This is a genomic window from Sphaerobacter thermophilus DSM 20745, assembly GCF_000024985.1.
GTDB lineage: Bacteria > Chloroflexota > Chloroflexia > Thermomicrobiales > Thermomicrobiaceae > Sphaerobacter > Sphaerobacter thermophilus.
Map to the genome: position 1 here is coordinate 733741 of NC_013524.1, position 15019 is coordinate 748759.

General features: G+C 69.7%; 13 protein-coding genes. 2 read left to right on the forward strand and 11 right to left on the reverse strand.

The genetic code is table 11. From position 1 onward, the window contains the following. Positions 1 to 61: 61 nt before the first annotated feature. Positions 62 to 871 carry an energy-coupling factor transporter transmembrane component T family protein gene (locus tag STHE_RS15450; protein WP_012873523.1) on the reverse strand — a complete coding sequence of 270 codons (810 nt, stop codon included), beginning with the start codon at positions 869 to 871 and terminating at the stop codon, positions 62 to 64. Continuing rightward, entirely contained in the window at positions 868 to 2760 is a 1893-nt protein-coding gene (locus STHE_RS15455) for an ABC transporter ATP-binding protein (protein ID WP_012873524.1), read from the reverse strand. Before STHE_RS15455 ends, STHE_RS15450 begins: the two co-directional genes overlap by 4 nt. Positions 2761 to 2997: 237 nt before the next feature. Between STHE_RS15455 and STHE_RS15460 the strand changes: the two genes are divergently transcribed. After that, positions 2998 to 4713 (forward strand): cellulase family glycosylhydrolase, encoded by a 1716-nt coding sequence (locus STHE_RS15460; RefSeq protein WP_041400732.1) that lies wholly within the window; start codon positions 2998 to 3000, stop codon positions 4711 to 4713. A gap of 487 nt (positions 4714 to 5200) precedes the next feature. Here STHE_RS15460 and STHE_RS15465 read toward each other — a convergent pair whose 3' ends face one another. From STHE_RS15465 to STHE_RS18240, 9 genes are all read right to left on the reverse strand, one after another. Next, entirely contained in the window at positions 5201 to 6460 is a 1260-nt protein-coding gene (locus STHE_RS15465) for a sugar ABC transporter permease (protein ID WP_012873526.1), read from the reverse strand. After that, on the reverse strand, positions 6457 to 7284 hold the full coding sequence (locus STHE_RS15470; RefSeq protein ID WP_012873527.1) for an ATP-binding cassette domain-containing protein: 828 nt from the start codon (positions 7282 to 7284) through the stop codon (positions 6457 to 6459). The genes STHE_RS15465 and STHE_RS15470 overlap by 4 nt, the downstream gene beginning before the upstream one ends. Before the next feature lie 141 nt (positions 7285 to 7425). Then, positions 7426 to 8730 carry a sugar ABC transporter substrate-binding protein gene (locus STHE_RS15475; RefSeq protein ID WP_012873528.1) on the reverse strand — a complete coding sequence of 435 codons (1305 nt, stop codon included), beginning with the start codon at positions 8728 to 8730 and terminating at the stop codon, positions 7426 to 7428. Between the two features lie 179 nt (positions 8731 to 8909). Then, the gene (locus tag STHE_RS15480) at positions 8910 to 9464 is read right to left on the reverse strand and encodes an ECF transporter S component (RefSeq protein WP_012873529.1); all 555 of its coding nucleotides are present in this window, start codon (positions 9462 to 9464) and stop codon (positions 8910 to 8912) included. Between the two features lie 266 nt (positions 9465 to 9730). Then, positions 9731 to 9934, reverse strand: a complete 204-nt coding sequence (locus STHE_RS15485; RefSeq protein ID WP_012873530.1) for a CsbD family protein — start codon at positions 9932 to 9934, stop codon at positions 9731 to 9733. Between the two features lie 124 nt (positions 9935 to 10058). Further along, complete coding sequence (locus STHE_RS19130) at positions 10059 to 10217, reverse strand: hypothetical protein (protein ID WP_169308215.1); 159 nt, start codon at positions 10215 to 10217, stop codon at positions 10059 to 10061. A gap of 37 nt (positions 10218 to 10254) precedes the next feature. After that, a complete protein-coding gene (locus STHE_RS15490; RefSeq protein WP_012873532.1) occupies positions 10255 to 10725 on the reverse strand; it encodes a DinB family protein in 471 nt (156 codons plus the stop codon). Between the two features lie 48 nt (positions 10726 to 10773). Then, positions 10774 to 11727 (reverse strand): ribosome small subunit-dependent GTPase A, encoded by a 954-nt coding sequence (gene rsgA / locus STHE_RS15495; RefSeq protein ID WP_012873533.1) that lies wholly within the window; start codon positions 11725 to 11727, stop codon positions 10774 to 10776. A gap of 446 nt (positions 11728 to 12173) precedes the next feature. After that, a complete protein-coding gene (locus STHE_RS18240; RefSeq protein WP_012873534.1) occupies positions 12174 to 12872 on the reverse strand; it encodes a DUF3800 domain-containing protein in 699 nt (232 codons plus the stop codon). A 212-nt stretch (positions 12873 to 13084) separates the two neighbouring features. On the opposite strand from STHE_RS18240, the gene STHE_RS15505 reads away from it, so the two are divergent. Beyond that, positions 13085 to 15013 (forward strand): KOW domain-containing RNA-binding protein, encoded by a 1929-nt coding sequence (locus tag STHE_RS15505; protein ID WP_148220128.1) that lies wholly within the window; start codon positions 13085 to 13087, stop codon positions 15011 to 15013. The last annotated feature ends 6 nt before the right edge of the window (positions 15014 to 15019 follow it).

Sequence of the window (15019 nt, forward strand, 5' to 3'; positions counted from 1 at the left end):
ATGTACGGACATTAACGGCGGGCGGGCAATAAGCACCACCGCGTCTTCCGTCCGATCCGTCCTACACGACCGGCCAGAGCAAGCCCCGGCCCAGGCCGGCCGTAAGCGAGAGCCACAGCAACACCCCGGCACCGCCGGCCACCAGAACCAGCAGCAGCCAGTCGACCGGCCGCATCGCCAGGTCGTGCAGCGTCGTGCGCGGGACCGGCGCGCCAAAGGCCCGCGCTTCCAGGGTCCACCCGAGCTGCTCGCTCAGGCGCAGTACCGTCACCAGCGCCGCGATCAGGATCGGGATCATCGCCCGCGCCCGGCGCAGCGCGCCCCCGATCAACACCAGCCCTCGCGCCTGCTGCGCGTCGGACACGGTCTGGAACACCCCGGCAAAGGTGGGGATGAAGCGGAGCCCGATCGTCAGCGCCATGCCGAGGCCGAACGGCAGGCCAAGGCGGACGAAGCCCCGCACGATCTGCCGCTGGTCGGTGGTGCTCAGCCAGAGGACGAAGACGAACGAGAGGGCGGCGATGCGCAGCGCAGCGGCAACTCCCCCCAGCAGCGCACGTCCGGTGATGCGCAGCGGGCCGGCCTCGAGCAGCACCGGCGTCCCGCCCCGGTTGAAGAGCGGCCAGAGCAGCACGATCAGCAGCAGGAAGGGCGCGAGCGTGCGCCAGACCCGCGCCAGCCGCGCTCCGGGCACTCCGGCGCTCATGAGCGCCAGGTGGATCAACCCCAGCGCCACCACGAACAGCGCCAGGTTGGACCAGACCAGCAGCAGCGCCAGCGCGCCGACCACGAACGCCATCTTGACCCGGGCATCCACCCGGTGCAGCCAGGAGTCGCCGGGGACGTACAGGTCGAAGCCCGCCGCGCTCATGGCTCACGCCCTTCAAACGTCCGCCCGCCGGCCGGACACGCCGCCCCGCCGGATGCACGGCGCAGGAACGCCTCGCAGAAGGACTCGACGGTGAGCGCCGGGAGCATCCCGGTGTCCGCGAGGTCCAGCGACAGGCGCGTCACCGGCGCCGGACGCAGTCCGGCCGCGGCCAGGCGCTCGGCGTCGGCCAGGATCGCCTCGGGCGGCCCGTCGGCCACCACCCGGCCGTCCCACATCACCACGACCCGCCGCGCGTGTGTTGCGGCCAGGCGCAGGTCATGGGTGATCAGGAGCACGGTGGTACCCTCCGCCACCAGCGCCTCCAGCGTCGCCATCAGCTCCGCGGTGTCCCGCCGGTCCAGCCCGCCGGTCGGCTCATCGAGGACCAGCAGGCGCGGGCGCGTGGCGTAGACCGCGGCCAGCGCCACGCGCCGCCGCGCGGCGCGGCCCAGCAGCATCGGGTGGCGATCGCGCAGGTCGGTCAGGCCGAAGCGCGCGAGCGCCTCGTCCACCCGCTCGGCCAGGTCCGCGCCGCGCGCCCCCAGATTCCGCGGCCCGGAGGCGACCTCGGCAGCGACAGTCGGCTGGAAGATCTGGTGGTCGGGATTCTGGAAGACGTAGCCGACGACGCGGGCCAGCTCCCCGGGCGGGTGCTGCCGCGTGTCGCGCCCGGCCACCAGCACCCGCCCGGCGTCGGGTCGCAGCAGCCCGTTGAGGTGCTTGGCCAGCGTCGTCTTCCCTGATCCGTTGACCCCAAGCAGCGCGACGAACTCCCCGGGCGCCAGAGTCAGATCCACCCCCCGCAGCGCCGGGACTGATCCGCCGTACCGGTAGTGCACCCCCTCGACCACGACCAGCGGCTCCGGTGCAGCAGCGTCGTGTTCGCTGGCAGTCAGAACGGGCTCACCTGCTGCTCCGCGTCGGTCGGCGGCGTTGAGGGATTCGTCTCCAGGCACCGGGTTATCACCCACGAACGGCTCCGCCCGCTCCTGGCTCCGCTCGGGATGACCAGGCTTGCGCAGCCGTGCCCGCAGGGCCGGGGCGGCCTCCTCCGGAGTCAGCGCCGCCAGGTCCGCGCCGAGCGCGGCACTCAGCCGGGCCGTGACCTCGGCCACCTGCGGCGCGAAGACCCCGAGCGCGGCGAGATGATCCACCCGGGTGAAGATCTCCCGCGTCGTGCCGGAGAGCACAATCCGCCCGGCGTCGAGCACCACGACGCGGTCGGACAGCCGCGCCAGCAACTCGGCGTCCTGCTCCACCAGCACCACCGTCAGGTCCGCGCCGCGCTCCCGGCGCAGGGCCGCGATCGCCGCGGCAACCTCCTCCTTACCGGTCGGATCGAGCTGAGCAGTCGGCTCGTCGAGGACCAACACCTGGGGTCGCATCGCCAGCACCGCGGCGATCGCCACCCGCTGTTTCTGCCCGCCGGAGAGCTGCGCCGCCGGCCGGCGGCGCGCGCTGGCCATCCCGACGGCCTCCAGCGCCCAGGCGACCCGGGCCGCGATCTCCTCCCGTGGCACCCCCAGGTTCTCGGGGCCGAAGGCGACCTCGTCCTCCACCGTCAACCCGACCAGGTTGCTCTCCGGGTCCTGGAAGACCATCCCGACCCGCGTCGCCAGCCGCGGCACCGGAACCTCCTTGGTGCTCCAGCCGCCGACGCGTACCTCACCCCGCACCGTGCCCCCGGTGGCGTGCGGCACCAGGCCGTTCAGCGCCAGGCAGAGCGTGCTCTTGCCGCTCCCGGCCGTGCCGGTCACGCCCAGGCATTCCCCGGCTGCGATGTCGAGCGTGATCCCGTCGAGCGCCGTCACCGGCGCCCCGCCCGGCTCGGCCGGGGGATAGCGATAGGTGAAGTCGCGGATCTCGATTATGTACGGCCCGTCGGCCACCGGATACCTCCCCGGGCGCCGCGGCGCCCTCCGCTGGGAGTGTACGCCAGCCGGCTGTTTCCAGCACCCGGCAGGCTTGGGCACGGACCCACGAGGGGTCCCTTATCCCCATCGCGCGACCGTTTCCGTAACAGATCGCACCGTGGCGCGTATGAGATAATAGGGAAAGGGGCCAGGCGCGGTGCCGCGGCCGAAAGGGTCAAGGGGAGGAAAGGGAAGAGGACACGGTTGTCGATCGTGAGGGGGACGAGGCGCCTACGCGCCTGGCTGCTGGCGCTCGTGCTTGTGAGCGTGCTCGCCGTGCCCGGCTCACCCGGCGCCCAGGCGGCGTCAGAGTTCGGCCCGCGGGCCGCCTACTTCCCGGAGACAGGCTTCTGGGTGAGCGACCCGTTCCTGCGCTTCTGGGAGCAGAACGGCGGGCTGCCGACCTTCGGCTACCCGATCAGCCGCGTCTTCTATCAGGACGGCCTGCTGCGGCAGTACTTCGAGCGCGCCGTCTTCGAACGCCACGACCACCTGGCCGGCTCCGGGTACGAGGTGCTCGTGACCCGGCTCGGCGCCCTGGCGACGCTCGACCGCCGGGATGAGCCGCCCTTCCAGCCGGTCAACGCCGCGAACGACCACCACTGCCGCGTCTTCCCCGCCACCGGCCACCGGCTCTGCGGCGGTTTCCGCATCTACTGGGAAACACGCGGGGGTCTGGCGGCCTTCGGCTACCCGATTAGCGAGGAGTTCATCGAGAACGGGCGCACTGTGCAGTACTTCGAGCGCGCCCGCTTCGAGTGGCACCCGGAGAACCCCTGGCCCCACGACGTACTGCTGGGCCACCTCGGCCGACAGGCGCTCGCGGCCCGGCCGGTCCCGCCCCTGGCGGTCACCCCGGAGGGACCAGGAGGGCCGGGCGCGCCCATCGGCCCGCAACCGCTCTACAACCACCCAGTCGGCTGCGCCTTCAACGTCTTCTGGTGGGGCGACGAACCGAACCACGTCACCAATGAGACCTACCTCGATCTCGTCCGCGACGCCGGCTGCGACTGGGTGCGGGTCCAGGGTCAGTGGGGCCTGATGGAGCCGGAGCCGGGCTACTACATCTTTCACCCGCTCGACCGTTTCGTCGACGCGGCGCGGGAGCGCGGGCTGCACGTGCTGGTCACGGTGAACGCGCCACCGGCCTGGGCACTCGACATCCCGCCCGGCACTCCCGCCAATCCGGTCTCGTTCGGGCGCTTCATGGAGGTCCTCGTCGCCCACTTCCGCGGCCGCGTCGACGCCTGGCAGATCTGGAACGAGCCCAACATCGCCCCCGAGGCCGGAGGACTGATCCGCCCGGCCGGGTACCTGGAATTGCTGCGTGAAGGGAGTCAGGCGGTCAGGCGGCAGGACCCGGACGCGCTGGTGGTACTGGCCGGGATGGCGCCGAGCAGCCTCCGCGAGCCGAACGTGATCTGGGACGACCTCGCCTACACCGAGGAGCTGCTCGCGCTGAACGGCGGGGAGGCAGGCCGCTACATCGACGTGATCGGCATCCACGCCTACGGCGCGGGCAACCCACCCGACAACTACTGGCCGGGCAACCCGGCCAATACGCCCGCCTGGAACAACGCGCCGGAGTTCTATTTCCGCCGCGCCGAGGCGCTGCACACCGCCGTCGTGAACGCCGGGCTGGGTCACCTGCCGATCTGGATCACGGAGTTCGGCTGGGGCACCGCCACCGACTGGCCCTCGTGGGGCTTCGGCAACTGGGTCAGCGAGGAGGACCAGGCACGGTACCTCGTGCGGGCCTACGAGATCGCACGCACCGAGTGGCCCTGGGTCGAGCGGATGTTCATCTGGAACCTGAACTTCGGCGCCTTCAACGGCGACGGTCACCCCTTCACCGCCTACGCCCTCCTCTACCCGGACGGCACCCCCCGCCCGGCCTACGAGGCGATCAAGGCGATGCCGAAGGAGTGAGGGCGAGGGGATTGAACCTTTCCCTGTCTGGTGTCAAGGATCTTGTGCAGCGGCGCGTACCCGGGCGGGTGAAGGGAGGATCCCCGCGCTGTGGTTTGGGCCCGGGGGGTAAACCCCCGGGCTCACAATGAAAAGCCGGCTAAAGCCGGCTGGGGCGGGCAGGCCCCAGACACCGGCGTTGGGCACCCACCAGCCGGTTAGAGCCCGGGGGTAAACCTCCGGGCTGACACAGCGAAGTCCACTGAAGGGACTAGGACTCGGTGCCCGCGAGCCTGCCGGCTTGAATGCGCCTGCATGTTGCCATCACAGCCCCTTCAGTGGGCTTTCCCCTATTCAGCCCGGGGGTAAACCCCCGGGCACGTGCCGCAGTACGGGAACCTTTGCACCACCCGTCCCAGGCACAGACCACCGCCGGAGACCCACCGCATCCGTCGAGGGCCATAACCCCCAGCACTTACCAGACGGCACACACCACCGCCCGGCTCCCCTACGCCCGACCGGCGGCCTGGCGGCTGCGGCGGGCGAGGGCGTCGATGGTGACGGCCAGCAGCAGGACGCCGCCGGTGATCATGAACTTGATCGCGGCGGAGAGGGCCAGCAGGTCCATGCCGTTGGAGATGGCCCCGATCACCAGCGCGCCGAGCAGCGCGGACCAGACGGTGCCCCGCCCGCCGAAGAGGCTCGTGCCGCCGATGACGGCCGCTGCGATGCTGTTCAGCAGCACGTCGCCGGAGCCGGAAGCCTGGTTGACGGCGTAGAGGCGGGAGGCGGCCAAGATGCCGCCGCAAGCCGCCAGCGTCGAGCCGAGCATGAAGACGGTGATCCGGACTCGATCGACGTTGATGCCTGCCCGCCGCGCCGCCTCGGCGTTGCCGCCGACGGCGTAGATATGGCGGCCGAAGCGTGTCCGCCGCGTGATCAGGTCGAAGACCACCACGAAGATCAGGAAGATCAGCACACCCGAGGGGACGCCCGCGATCTGCACCCGGGGGTTGGGGCTGCGGTCCACGCTCATGAGGGCAACCGCCGCGAGCACGCCGAGGGAAACGACCGCGATGCGCAGGGCCACGCCACCCACCGCCGGCACTGGGAGTCCGGCCCGCAGCCGCTCGCGGCGGCTCCAGAGGGCTGTCCCGGCATAGATCAGGACGAAGGCGATGCCGGCAGCCCAGCCGAGCCAGAGCGGCAGGAGGCGATTGGCGATCCCGGTGATGAACGGGTCGTTCAGGTTGATCGTCCCGGTCGACCCGAGCACGCGCAGCAGCGCCCCCTGCCAGCCGAGCAAGCCGGCCAGGGTCACGATGAAGGACGGCACCCCCAGCTTGAAGCTCCAGGCGCCCTGGAGGAAGCCGATGGCCGTCCCGACCAGGATGGCGGCGGCCACGGCTGCCAGCGCGGGCCACCCCTGCTTGACCGACAGCACCGCCATCACCCCGGCGGCGAGGCCGCTGACCGCGCCGACCGAGAGGTCGATCTCGCCGAGCAGGAGCACCAGCGTCACGCCGACCGCGATGGTGCCAACGGCGGCGATCTGGATCATGAGGTTGGTCAGGTTGAGCGCCGTCAGGAAGTTGCGGTTGGCAATCTGGAAGATGACAGCGATGACGGCGAGCCCGAGGAGGACCGGTAGGGCGCCGATGTTGCTTCGGGTTGCGCGCTCCCCGGCCACTCGCAGCCAGCCGCGGAGCCCGGGCGCGGCCGCCGGGGCATGGGACTCCTCCGCCGCGGGCCTGGTGCCGGTACTCATGGCGTCGCCTCCCCGTCCGGCCCCGCGACCACCCCATCAGGGGGCAGCGGCCCGTTGCCCTGCTGTCCGATCCCGGCACCGGTGATCGCGGCCACCACCTGCTCGGGGGTCACGTCGCGCCGGGCAAAGGTGGCGACCCGGCGACCCAGACGCAGCACGATGATGCGGTCGGCGACCTCGAAGACGTCGGCCAGGTTGTGGCTGACGACGACCACGCCCAGCCCGCGGTCGCGCAGGCGCCGGATCAGGTTGAGCACCTGCCGCGTCTGGGCGACGCCCAGCGCGGCCGTCGGCTCGTCGAGGACCACCACCGCCGAGTTCCACATCACCGCCCGGGCGATGGCGACCGACTGGCGCTGCCCCCCGGAGAGGGTCGCCACCGGGCTGCGGACCGAAGGGATGCGTACATTCAGGCTGGCCAGGACCTCAACGGCGCGGCGCTCCATCTCCACCTCGTCGAGCGGCCGGATGACCGGCGGCACGAGCGAGTCAACCCGCTCCCGGCCCAGGAAGAGGTTGGCGACGACGTCGAGGTTGTCGCAGAGGGCCAGGTCCTGATAGACCGTCTCGATCCCCAGCCGCGTCGCGTCGCCGGGGTGGGTCACCGCGACCGCCTCCCCGGCGAAGTGGTAGTCCCCGGCGTCGGCCCGATGGGTTCCGGCGATGACCTTGATGAGGGTCGATTTCCCGGCGCCGTTATCGCCGACCAGGGCGACGACTTCGCCCGGGTAGACCTCGAAGTCGACCTCATGCAGGGCCTGCACCGCGCCGAAGCGCTTCGAGATCCCGCGGAGTTCGAGGATCGGTGTCACGGCAGTGGTCATCGACAGGATCCGTCATGCGTCATGCGTCACCCGTACTGCGTAATGCGTACCGCGTAGTGCTCCCCCCTCCGAGAGTTGGGAGAGAGGCGGGGATGAGGGTCATCCCCTACGCAAGACGCAGTACGCAATACGCAGCCCTCGTCACTCCAGCCCTGCCTCGGCGCAGGCGTCGGCGTACTCCGGGGTGCAGATCTCGTCGACGGTCCAGAAGTCGTCCGCGACCACGGTGTCCGCGATGTTGTCCTGGGTTACGGCGACCGGCGTGAGCAGGATCGCGGGGACATCGGTCGCGCCGTTGTTGGCCGTCTGGCCGCCGGTGACGCTCTCCGGGACGTCCTGCCCGGTCAGCAGCGCGAAGGCCAGTTCGGCGGCGATCTCCGCCTCCGGCTGGATCGCCTTGTAGACGGTCATGTACTGCTCGCCGATCAGGATGCGCTGGATGCCGGCCAGCTCGGCGTCCTGGCCGGTGACGGGCGGCAACGGGCTGATCCCGGCAGCCTTCATCGCCGCGATCGCGCCGCTGGCGGTTCCGTCGTTGGCGGCGTAGACGCCGTCGACCTGGTTACCGAGCGCGGTCAGCGCCTGCTGCATCTCGTTCTGCGCCTGGTCCGGGCTCCAGTCGGGGGTGTCGTACTCCATGGCGATGGTCAACTCGCCCGCGTCCACCAGCGGGTCGAAGACGCTGTGCGCGCCCTCCTTGAACTCGCCGGCGTTGTTGTCGGTCGGGGAGCCGTTGATCATGACGATCTGGGGATCGTCCACCCCCTCCAGCGCGTCAACCAGCGTCTGGGCCTGCAGCCGGCCAACCTCCACGTTGTCGAAGGAGATGTAGTAGCTGACGCCCTCCGAGTTGAGGATCGCTCGGTCATAGGCGATGACCGGCACACCCTGGGCCTGTGCCTGCTCGGCGATCGCAGCCGCGGCGGCGGAGTCGACCGGGTCGAGCACGAGCACCTGCGCACCGTTAGTCAACGCAGCCTCAGCCTGCTGTTGCTGCGTCGCGGCGTCCTGGTTGGCGTTGTTGTAGATGATCTGGCAATTCGGGCAGAGTTCCTGGAAGTACGCCTCGAAGAACGGCCGGTCGGCGCTCTCGTAGCGAGCCGTCTTGGTCTCGGGCAGGAGGAGCGCGATCGTGCCGTCCTCAGTGTCGGACGGCGTGGCCCAACCCGTCAGATCCTGGACACCGCCGGTACCGCCGGTCGGAGTCCCACCCGGCGTCCCGACGGGGCTGGCAGCGGGGCTGGCGGCGGGGCTCGCGGCGGGACTGCCGGTCGGGCTGGCGGCGGGTGAGCCGCTGGGCATCGCGGCGGTCGCGGTCGTCACCACCCCGCCGGCGGTGGGGCTGACCTCCTCCGCCGCCCCCCCGCCGCAAGCCGCGACGACGAGCGCGGTGATAACCAGGAGGACCAGCACGACGAAGCGATTTGGCGCGGGCTGGAGGTGCATGGCCTGACCTCTCTCCCCATCGGCCTCGCGGCCGCGGCACAGCGGCGCATGCACCAGGAGGCGCATCGCGCCAGCATCACAACATGCAGCGGCGATGCCGGCGCAAATTGCATTCCTTCGGCGTGAATAGTTACGCAAACGCGCGGTGCGTCGGGAAATCTCAGCGCACCCCGCGAGGACTACTCCGGCTCTTCGCGCCAGGTACGCCGGGCAGTCCAGGTGGCGATCGGCGGGTAGGCCTGGCGCACGGCTAGCACCAGGGGGATGGCGACGACCGCACCGGTGACGGCCTGCAGGGTGTTGAAGCCGGCATCGGTCACGGCCACGCCGAGCCCGACGCGGACCACGGCCAGGTCGTACAGGAAGTAGCCGCCGACGATGATGGCGCCCCCGGCGATCACCGCCAAGATCATGCGCGGCACCCCCGCGCGCCAGCCGATCATGCCCGCGACGAGCCCCTGAAGACCGTGGATGACGAAGGTACCCGGCGCGTAGCTCGGGTACGACAGGAGATCCGACAGCGTCGGGCCGAGTGCCCCGGCGAGCAGGCCGACGATGGGGCCGAAGACAAACGACGCGAAGTAGATCGCGATATCGCCGAAGTGGATGTAGCCGCCGGGGATCGGGATCTTCACACTGAACGTGGCGACGAAGACGACGGCGATCATCACACCGATGATCGCAACGAGCCGTGCACTCAATTCAAAGCGCGGTCGATCGCGGGTTGGCTCCATCAGGTCCCCTCCAGGCTGCTGCCCCCATATCCCCCCCTCGCGAGGGGCACCTCCGAAGACCCATCTTGGCGCACTGCCCAAAGAGTGCAAGGGCCAATTGGCACCATCCAATTGGCCGCCGTGCATCGTACGAGCCGCCACGCGATGAGCCAGCGACACCCGTCCTCCCGTTCCTGTCCTTCCGAGCAGAGCCCGAGGCACAGCAACGGCGCCGGAGGTGTTCTCCGGCGCCGTCGTGTGTCCGTATTCATGACGGGCGAGGGTGGTTATTGCCGCTTCTCTTCGTCGTCGCCCAGGTCGCTCAGGCGGTCGCGGGCCTCGCCCATTTTCTCACGGGCCTTGCCCTTGATCTCCTCGCCCTTGCCTTCAGCCTCGGTCTGGGTATCATCGGTCATGTCGCCCCAGGCCTGCTTGGCTTTCCCCTTGAGCTCTTCGCCCTTGCCCTTCAACTGGTCGCGGTCGTCACTCATGGCACGTACTCCTTTGCGGTTTTCGCCATATCCGCCGCGCCGTGGTGGGACGGGCAGACACCAATGCGTGGGGCCCCACGACCGCAATGGCGCAAGCAACGTGCCGCGAGGGACGGCCGGCGACCTAGAGTCCGTTCGCCTTGATGTAAACGAGGCCGAACAGGAGCGCCACGAAGCCGACCGCGCAGAGGACGCCAAGAAGCACCTGGAGCCACGATGCAGCAGCCTGGCTCTCCATCTCCGGCTGATCACCCTGCTGGTCCTGCTGGTCCCATTCGGCCATCATGTCCCCCTCTCAATCACACCGTAGGGGCCAGGCACTAGGAACGCGACTCGTAGAGCTGGCGGGTCAGCAGGGCCTGGCCCAGGTGCTCACGGCTGTGCTCGACGGCATGGAGCAGCCACCAGATCCCGGGGTGGCGGCGATTCAACCGGTCCCCCGCCGGCTGGCGGATCGCCGAGAGGTCCTCAGCGGTCACGCGATCGAGCAGCTCGGCGGTGCGGGCACTGGACTCGTCGATGAGGCGCAGCAGCGTCGTGGCGTCGGGCGCCTCGGCGCGGAACTCGGCCTCCCGGTCACGCTGAACCGCCTCACCGACGGCCGTGGCGATCAGAAACTCTTCGGCCCCAAGCGAATGCGTCACCAGCACCGCGAGCGAGTTCATCTCCGGGCCGGGGCTCCAGTTGAGTGCCTCGGCGCTCAATCCATCGAGCACCTGCCGCCAGGCGTCGTGCTGCTCGGCGAGCACCTGCTTGAAGCCATCGCGCAGGCTCTGGATCGCGGTGTCCATGGGCGGTCTCCTCTCTGCTCCCGGCACATCTGCGGGCGGCGTAGTCGGCTAGCGGTCGTCGGTTCCCGCGCGCAGCGCCCGGTAGCTCTCGTACCGATCGTAATCGATCGCACCGGCCTCCACAGCGGCCAGCACGGCGCAGCCCGGCTCGGTCAGATGGGTGCAGTCGGCATAGTAGCACTGGTCGAGGTAAGGGCGAAACTCCGGGAAGTAGTGATCGAGGCGCTCGAAGTCGATGCCCCAGAAGCCGAGCTGGCGGATGCCGGGAGTGTCGGCAATATAGGTCTCGTCGTCGAGGAGGATCAGGGTTGTGGCAGTGGTCGTGTGCCGCCCCTTTCCGGTCACGGCGCTGATTTCCCCCACGCGCAGGTCTAACTCAGGGTGCAGCGCGTTGATGAGGCTCGACTTGCCCACACCGGAGGGGCCGGAGAGCGCCGAGACCTTACCGTGCAAGATGGCGCGCAGCTCGTCGATCCCGACGCCGGTGGTGGCGCTCGTCTCGATAACCGGGTAGCCGGCCGCGCGGTAGGGATCGAAGATGCGACGCAGCTCCCCGGACGGGTCGAGGTCGATCTTGTTGACACAGACCGCCGCCGCCAGCCCGCGCGCCTCGGCGATGATGAGGAAGCGGTCGAGCATACGCGGGTGCGGCTCGGGCTCGGCCACGGCAAACACGGCGACTAACTGATCCGGGTTGGCCAGGATGACCTGTTCGACGTCCTCGGTGCCGCGAGCGCGCCGCGAGAGGGTCCGCAACCGCGGCGCGACCGCTTCGATCACCCCCTCACCCGGTCCGGTCAGCGTGATCTCGACCCGATCCCCAACCGCCACCGGGTCGGTCTTGCGGCGCGCACGCTTGAGCACACCGCGGACGGTGCAGCGCACGATACCCTCGGGTGTGCGGACATCGTAGTACTGGCCGTAGCCGCGGATGACGATGTTTGGCGGTCGGGGATTCGCGTCTTGCTCGAGCGGTGTCTGGGCGATCGGATCCGCCTCCATAGGCTCCAACGCGACCGATACGGCCTACCGGCGGCCGTCCGCGGCCCCGGCGTGCCCGGACATCGCTGCCAGTCTAGCACGGTATATCGGGATGGCTCCATCTCGCGGATCTCGCGCCACGAAGCGTTGCGACCATCCAGGTGATGGTCGATGGCTGGCCGATCGAGCCGCACGATGTAGCAGTCGAGCCAGACTGGATTGCACAGGACGGATCGTCCGGTATGCATTGTCCGGTGTAATTGACCGTGTCAGCCGAGACATAGCCGCCGGCAGGTTGGTCGACATCGGGCTGACCAATAGTGATTACCGGTCCGCCCCCCGTACCACGCTTGCACCAACGAGATCGCCGCGCTATACTGACGCTAGGATAATCTCCTGTCAAAGGTTCCGCCTTGATGACAAGAGCCCAGTGGGCTCTCCCGTAAGGGTAGTCAAGGCGGTCACTCTTAATTGGGGGGCTTGGGACGTCCCGACGCGTGTCTCTCCAATTCCTGGAGCGCATTCAACTCGACGCGCACCGCGGACCTGATCCGATCGAAGCTGCGTTCATCTCCCTTCTCCCGCTTCCGGTACACAGCCCAGTTCGCGTAATCAGCGACCTGCAAGCCCCACCACGCTTTCGAATCGTGATGAAGAACACGGTATCGGGTCTCTGCAGGCAACATGGCAGCAAGTGCCAGCTTGATGCCCTTCTCAACCGCACGGCGCTTTCGTTTCACAGGAATGCGATCCGTAATGACGATGACCTCGGCCACGGTCGGCCAATCGACCTGACTCAGCGTCCACCTGAGTAAGCAGCCGAGCATCCACGGATACAGGTGCTCAACTTGTTGGAGCTCCACGGGTACCGCCGCCTTCTCGGCGATTACACAGTCGATGTGCAGTGCGTCCAGAGCGCCGACGATTACGTCGAATACCCGGTTCCGGATGGACTGTGCGTCCTCACTGGCATGAAAGTACTCCAGTTCGATGCCGCGCTCGACCAGGTCACACCGCAACTCATCCAATGCAGCGGCGAACGGGAACGGTCGGTAAAGAGCGACGCTCGCTACCGCGAAGTGCCTTGTCCCGGTCGCACCGAAATCGAAGTTCCCAGCCTCATCGAGGAAGACGTAGAGGCATTGCCGACGCCCAGCACCCGCCACGGACGCCACCCCCACCGAAACCGGTACCGTACCTTCCACCCCAACAAGCGATTATGCGTCGAAGCCTGTCGTGATTCTCGCATGCTCTCCCACTGATGGAAAAGCGATAATTGCCAATCCTCCTATAGATCGCAGCTCACTCTCCCGTTCGGATCGACTCTATCCCCCACCCCCATCGCCTTCCCCGTCGCGCGCGGGTAGAATGCCGGGGCGTGAGTGAACGAACACCTCCGATCAAGGACGATCGCCTGCCCCGGCTCGGCTTCTCCGCCGGGATGCTGCTGCTCCTGGCGGCGGCCGGGGCGCTGCGGGTGGTCTGGCTCGGCGATCTGCCGCCGGGGCTGCCCGGTGCCGCGGCCGAGCACGGGTTGCTGGCGCGGGCGCTGGTGGAGAGCGGCATCCCGGGGGCGCTGCGTGACGCGGACGCGGCCTCGGTTCCGCTCGCTGCGCTCATCGCCATGGCTGGTCGCCTCACCGGATTCGACGTGGCGACGCCGGCGCTGGGCGCGGCGCTGGCCGGAACGGCGACGGTAGGCTTCACGGCGCTCTGGCTGCGGCGGGCCGTCGGCCCGGTAGGGGGACTGGCCGGGGGCGCGCTGCTCGCGGGCAGCTTCTGGTCGCTCCTCTTCGGCCGGTTGGGATTGAGCCCGGCCGTGGGCGCCGCGGGGCTGGCGGCGCTGCTCTGGCTGGTGCTCGAAGCGATCCGCCGGCCGCTCCGCCTCGCTCTCCCCTGGTACGTGCTGGCCGGGCTGGCCGCGGCGGTCGCGTTCGCCGCAGACCCGGTGCTGCGGGTCGTGCCGGCGCTGCTCCTCGTCGCGCTGGGCGCGGCCCTGTGGCGGGCACGAAGGAGCGAGAGCGACAGGGCTGTGGCATGGGGACTCGCGATCTCGCTCCTGGTTGCCACCCTGGCTGCACTGCCGGTCGTCGCTGGCGGGGGCGGTGCGGCGGGACGCCTCGGCTTCTGGTCACCCACGCCCGGCCTTCCGGGCGACACCGTCTCCGGTATCACCGAAACTATCCACGGCTATGGGAGCGCGCTCTCTCGGATCATCTGGCCCGGTGCGCCGGACACGGCGTTGAACCTGCCGGACGCGCCGCTGTTCGACCTATGGCTAGTGCCCTGGGTGCTGGTGGGAAGCGTAGTCGCGGTGCGCCGGGTCCGGCGGCCGCTGGCGACCGTCGGCCTCGTCTGGGGAGCGCTGCTGCTCCTCCCGGCCGCGCTGGTCGACCCCGACCACCCCGGGCGGCTGCTCCCGGCGCTGCCGCTGCTCACCCTCCTGCCGGTGCTCGGTATGCGGGTCGCCGTCGAGCGCGCCCACGGGCGGTGGCGACGCGTGGTGATGACCGGCGCGGCAGTCGCCACCATCGCGGCGACGGTGATCACCGGGGCGTGGCGGTACTTCGCGGGCTGGGCCGCGGACCCGGCCACGGGATGGGCCCTGGACGCCGGGGTGGTCGCCTCGCTGGCGGCGATCCGGGACCTGCCCCCCGACGGGATGGTGGTCTACAGCACATACGGCCGCGACGCGGTCGTGCGCTACCTGTCCGGCGACGCGCCACGGGTGGACGTCGACGGGCGGCATCTGCTGCTCCTACCCGGCGATCCTGCGACCGGGGTGCGGCGCGGGTGGCTGGTCGTGCCGGCGGCCACACCGGTTGATCCCCACCTGATGGAGATCTTCGCGGAGATCCCGCCGGTAGAGGTTGCCCACGCCCCCGACGGCGCCGAGCTGTACCGCGTCTACCGCATCGACGAGCGCCTGGGCCAGCACATCCCGCTCAGCGTGCCGACGATCCCCTGGGGAGACGGTATCGTCTTTCAGGGATTTCGGCTGACGCCGTTGGAGGGCGGCCGGGTGACGCTGGTGTTCGCCTGGGCATTGCCGGCGGGCAGCGCAGCCCACACGGCAGCGGTGCAGCTGGCGGGCGAGTCGATCAGCGAGGCGCGGCTGGCGCTGCCGGCCACGGCGCCGGACCAGCCGATGATCGCCCTGGCGATGGCAACGCTCGACATCCCGGGCACGTCCGAGCCGCTGGACCTCCGGCTGGCCCTGCTCGACGCCGACGGCCGGCCGAACGCGGTTCCCGGCGCGGATGCCGATGGCTTCCTCCTCCTGGAGCGATACCGGTTCGAGCCCTAGTCCGCG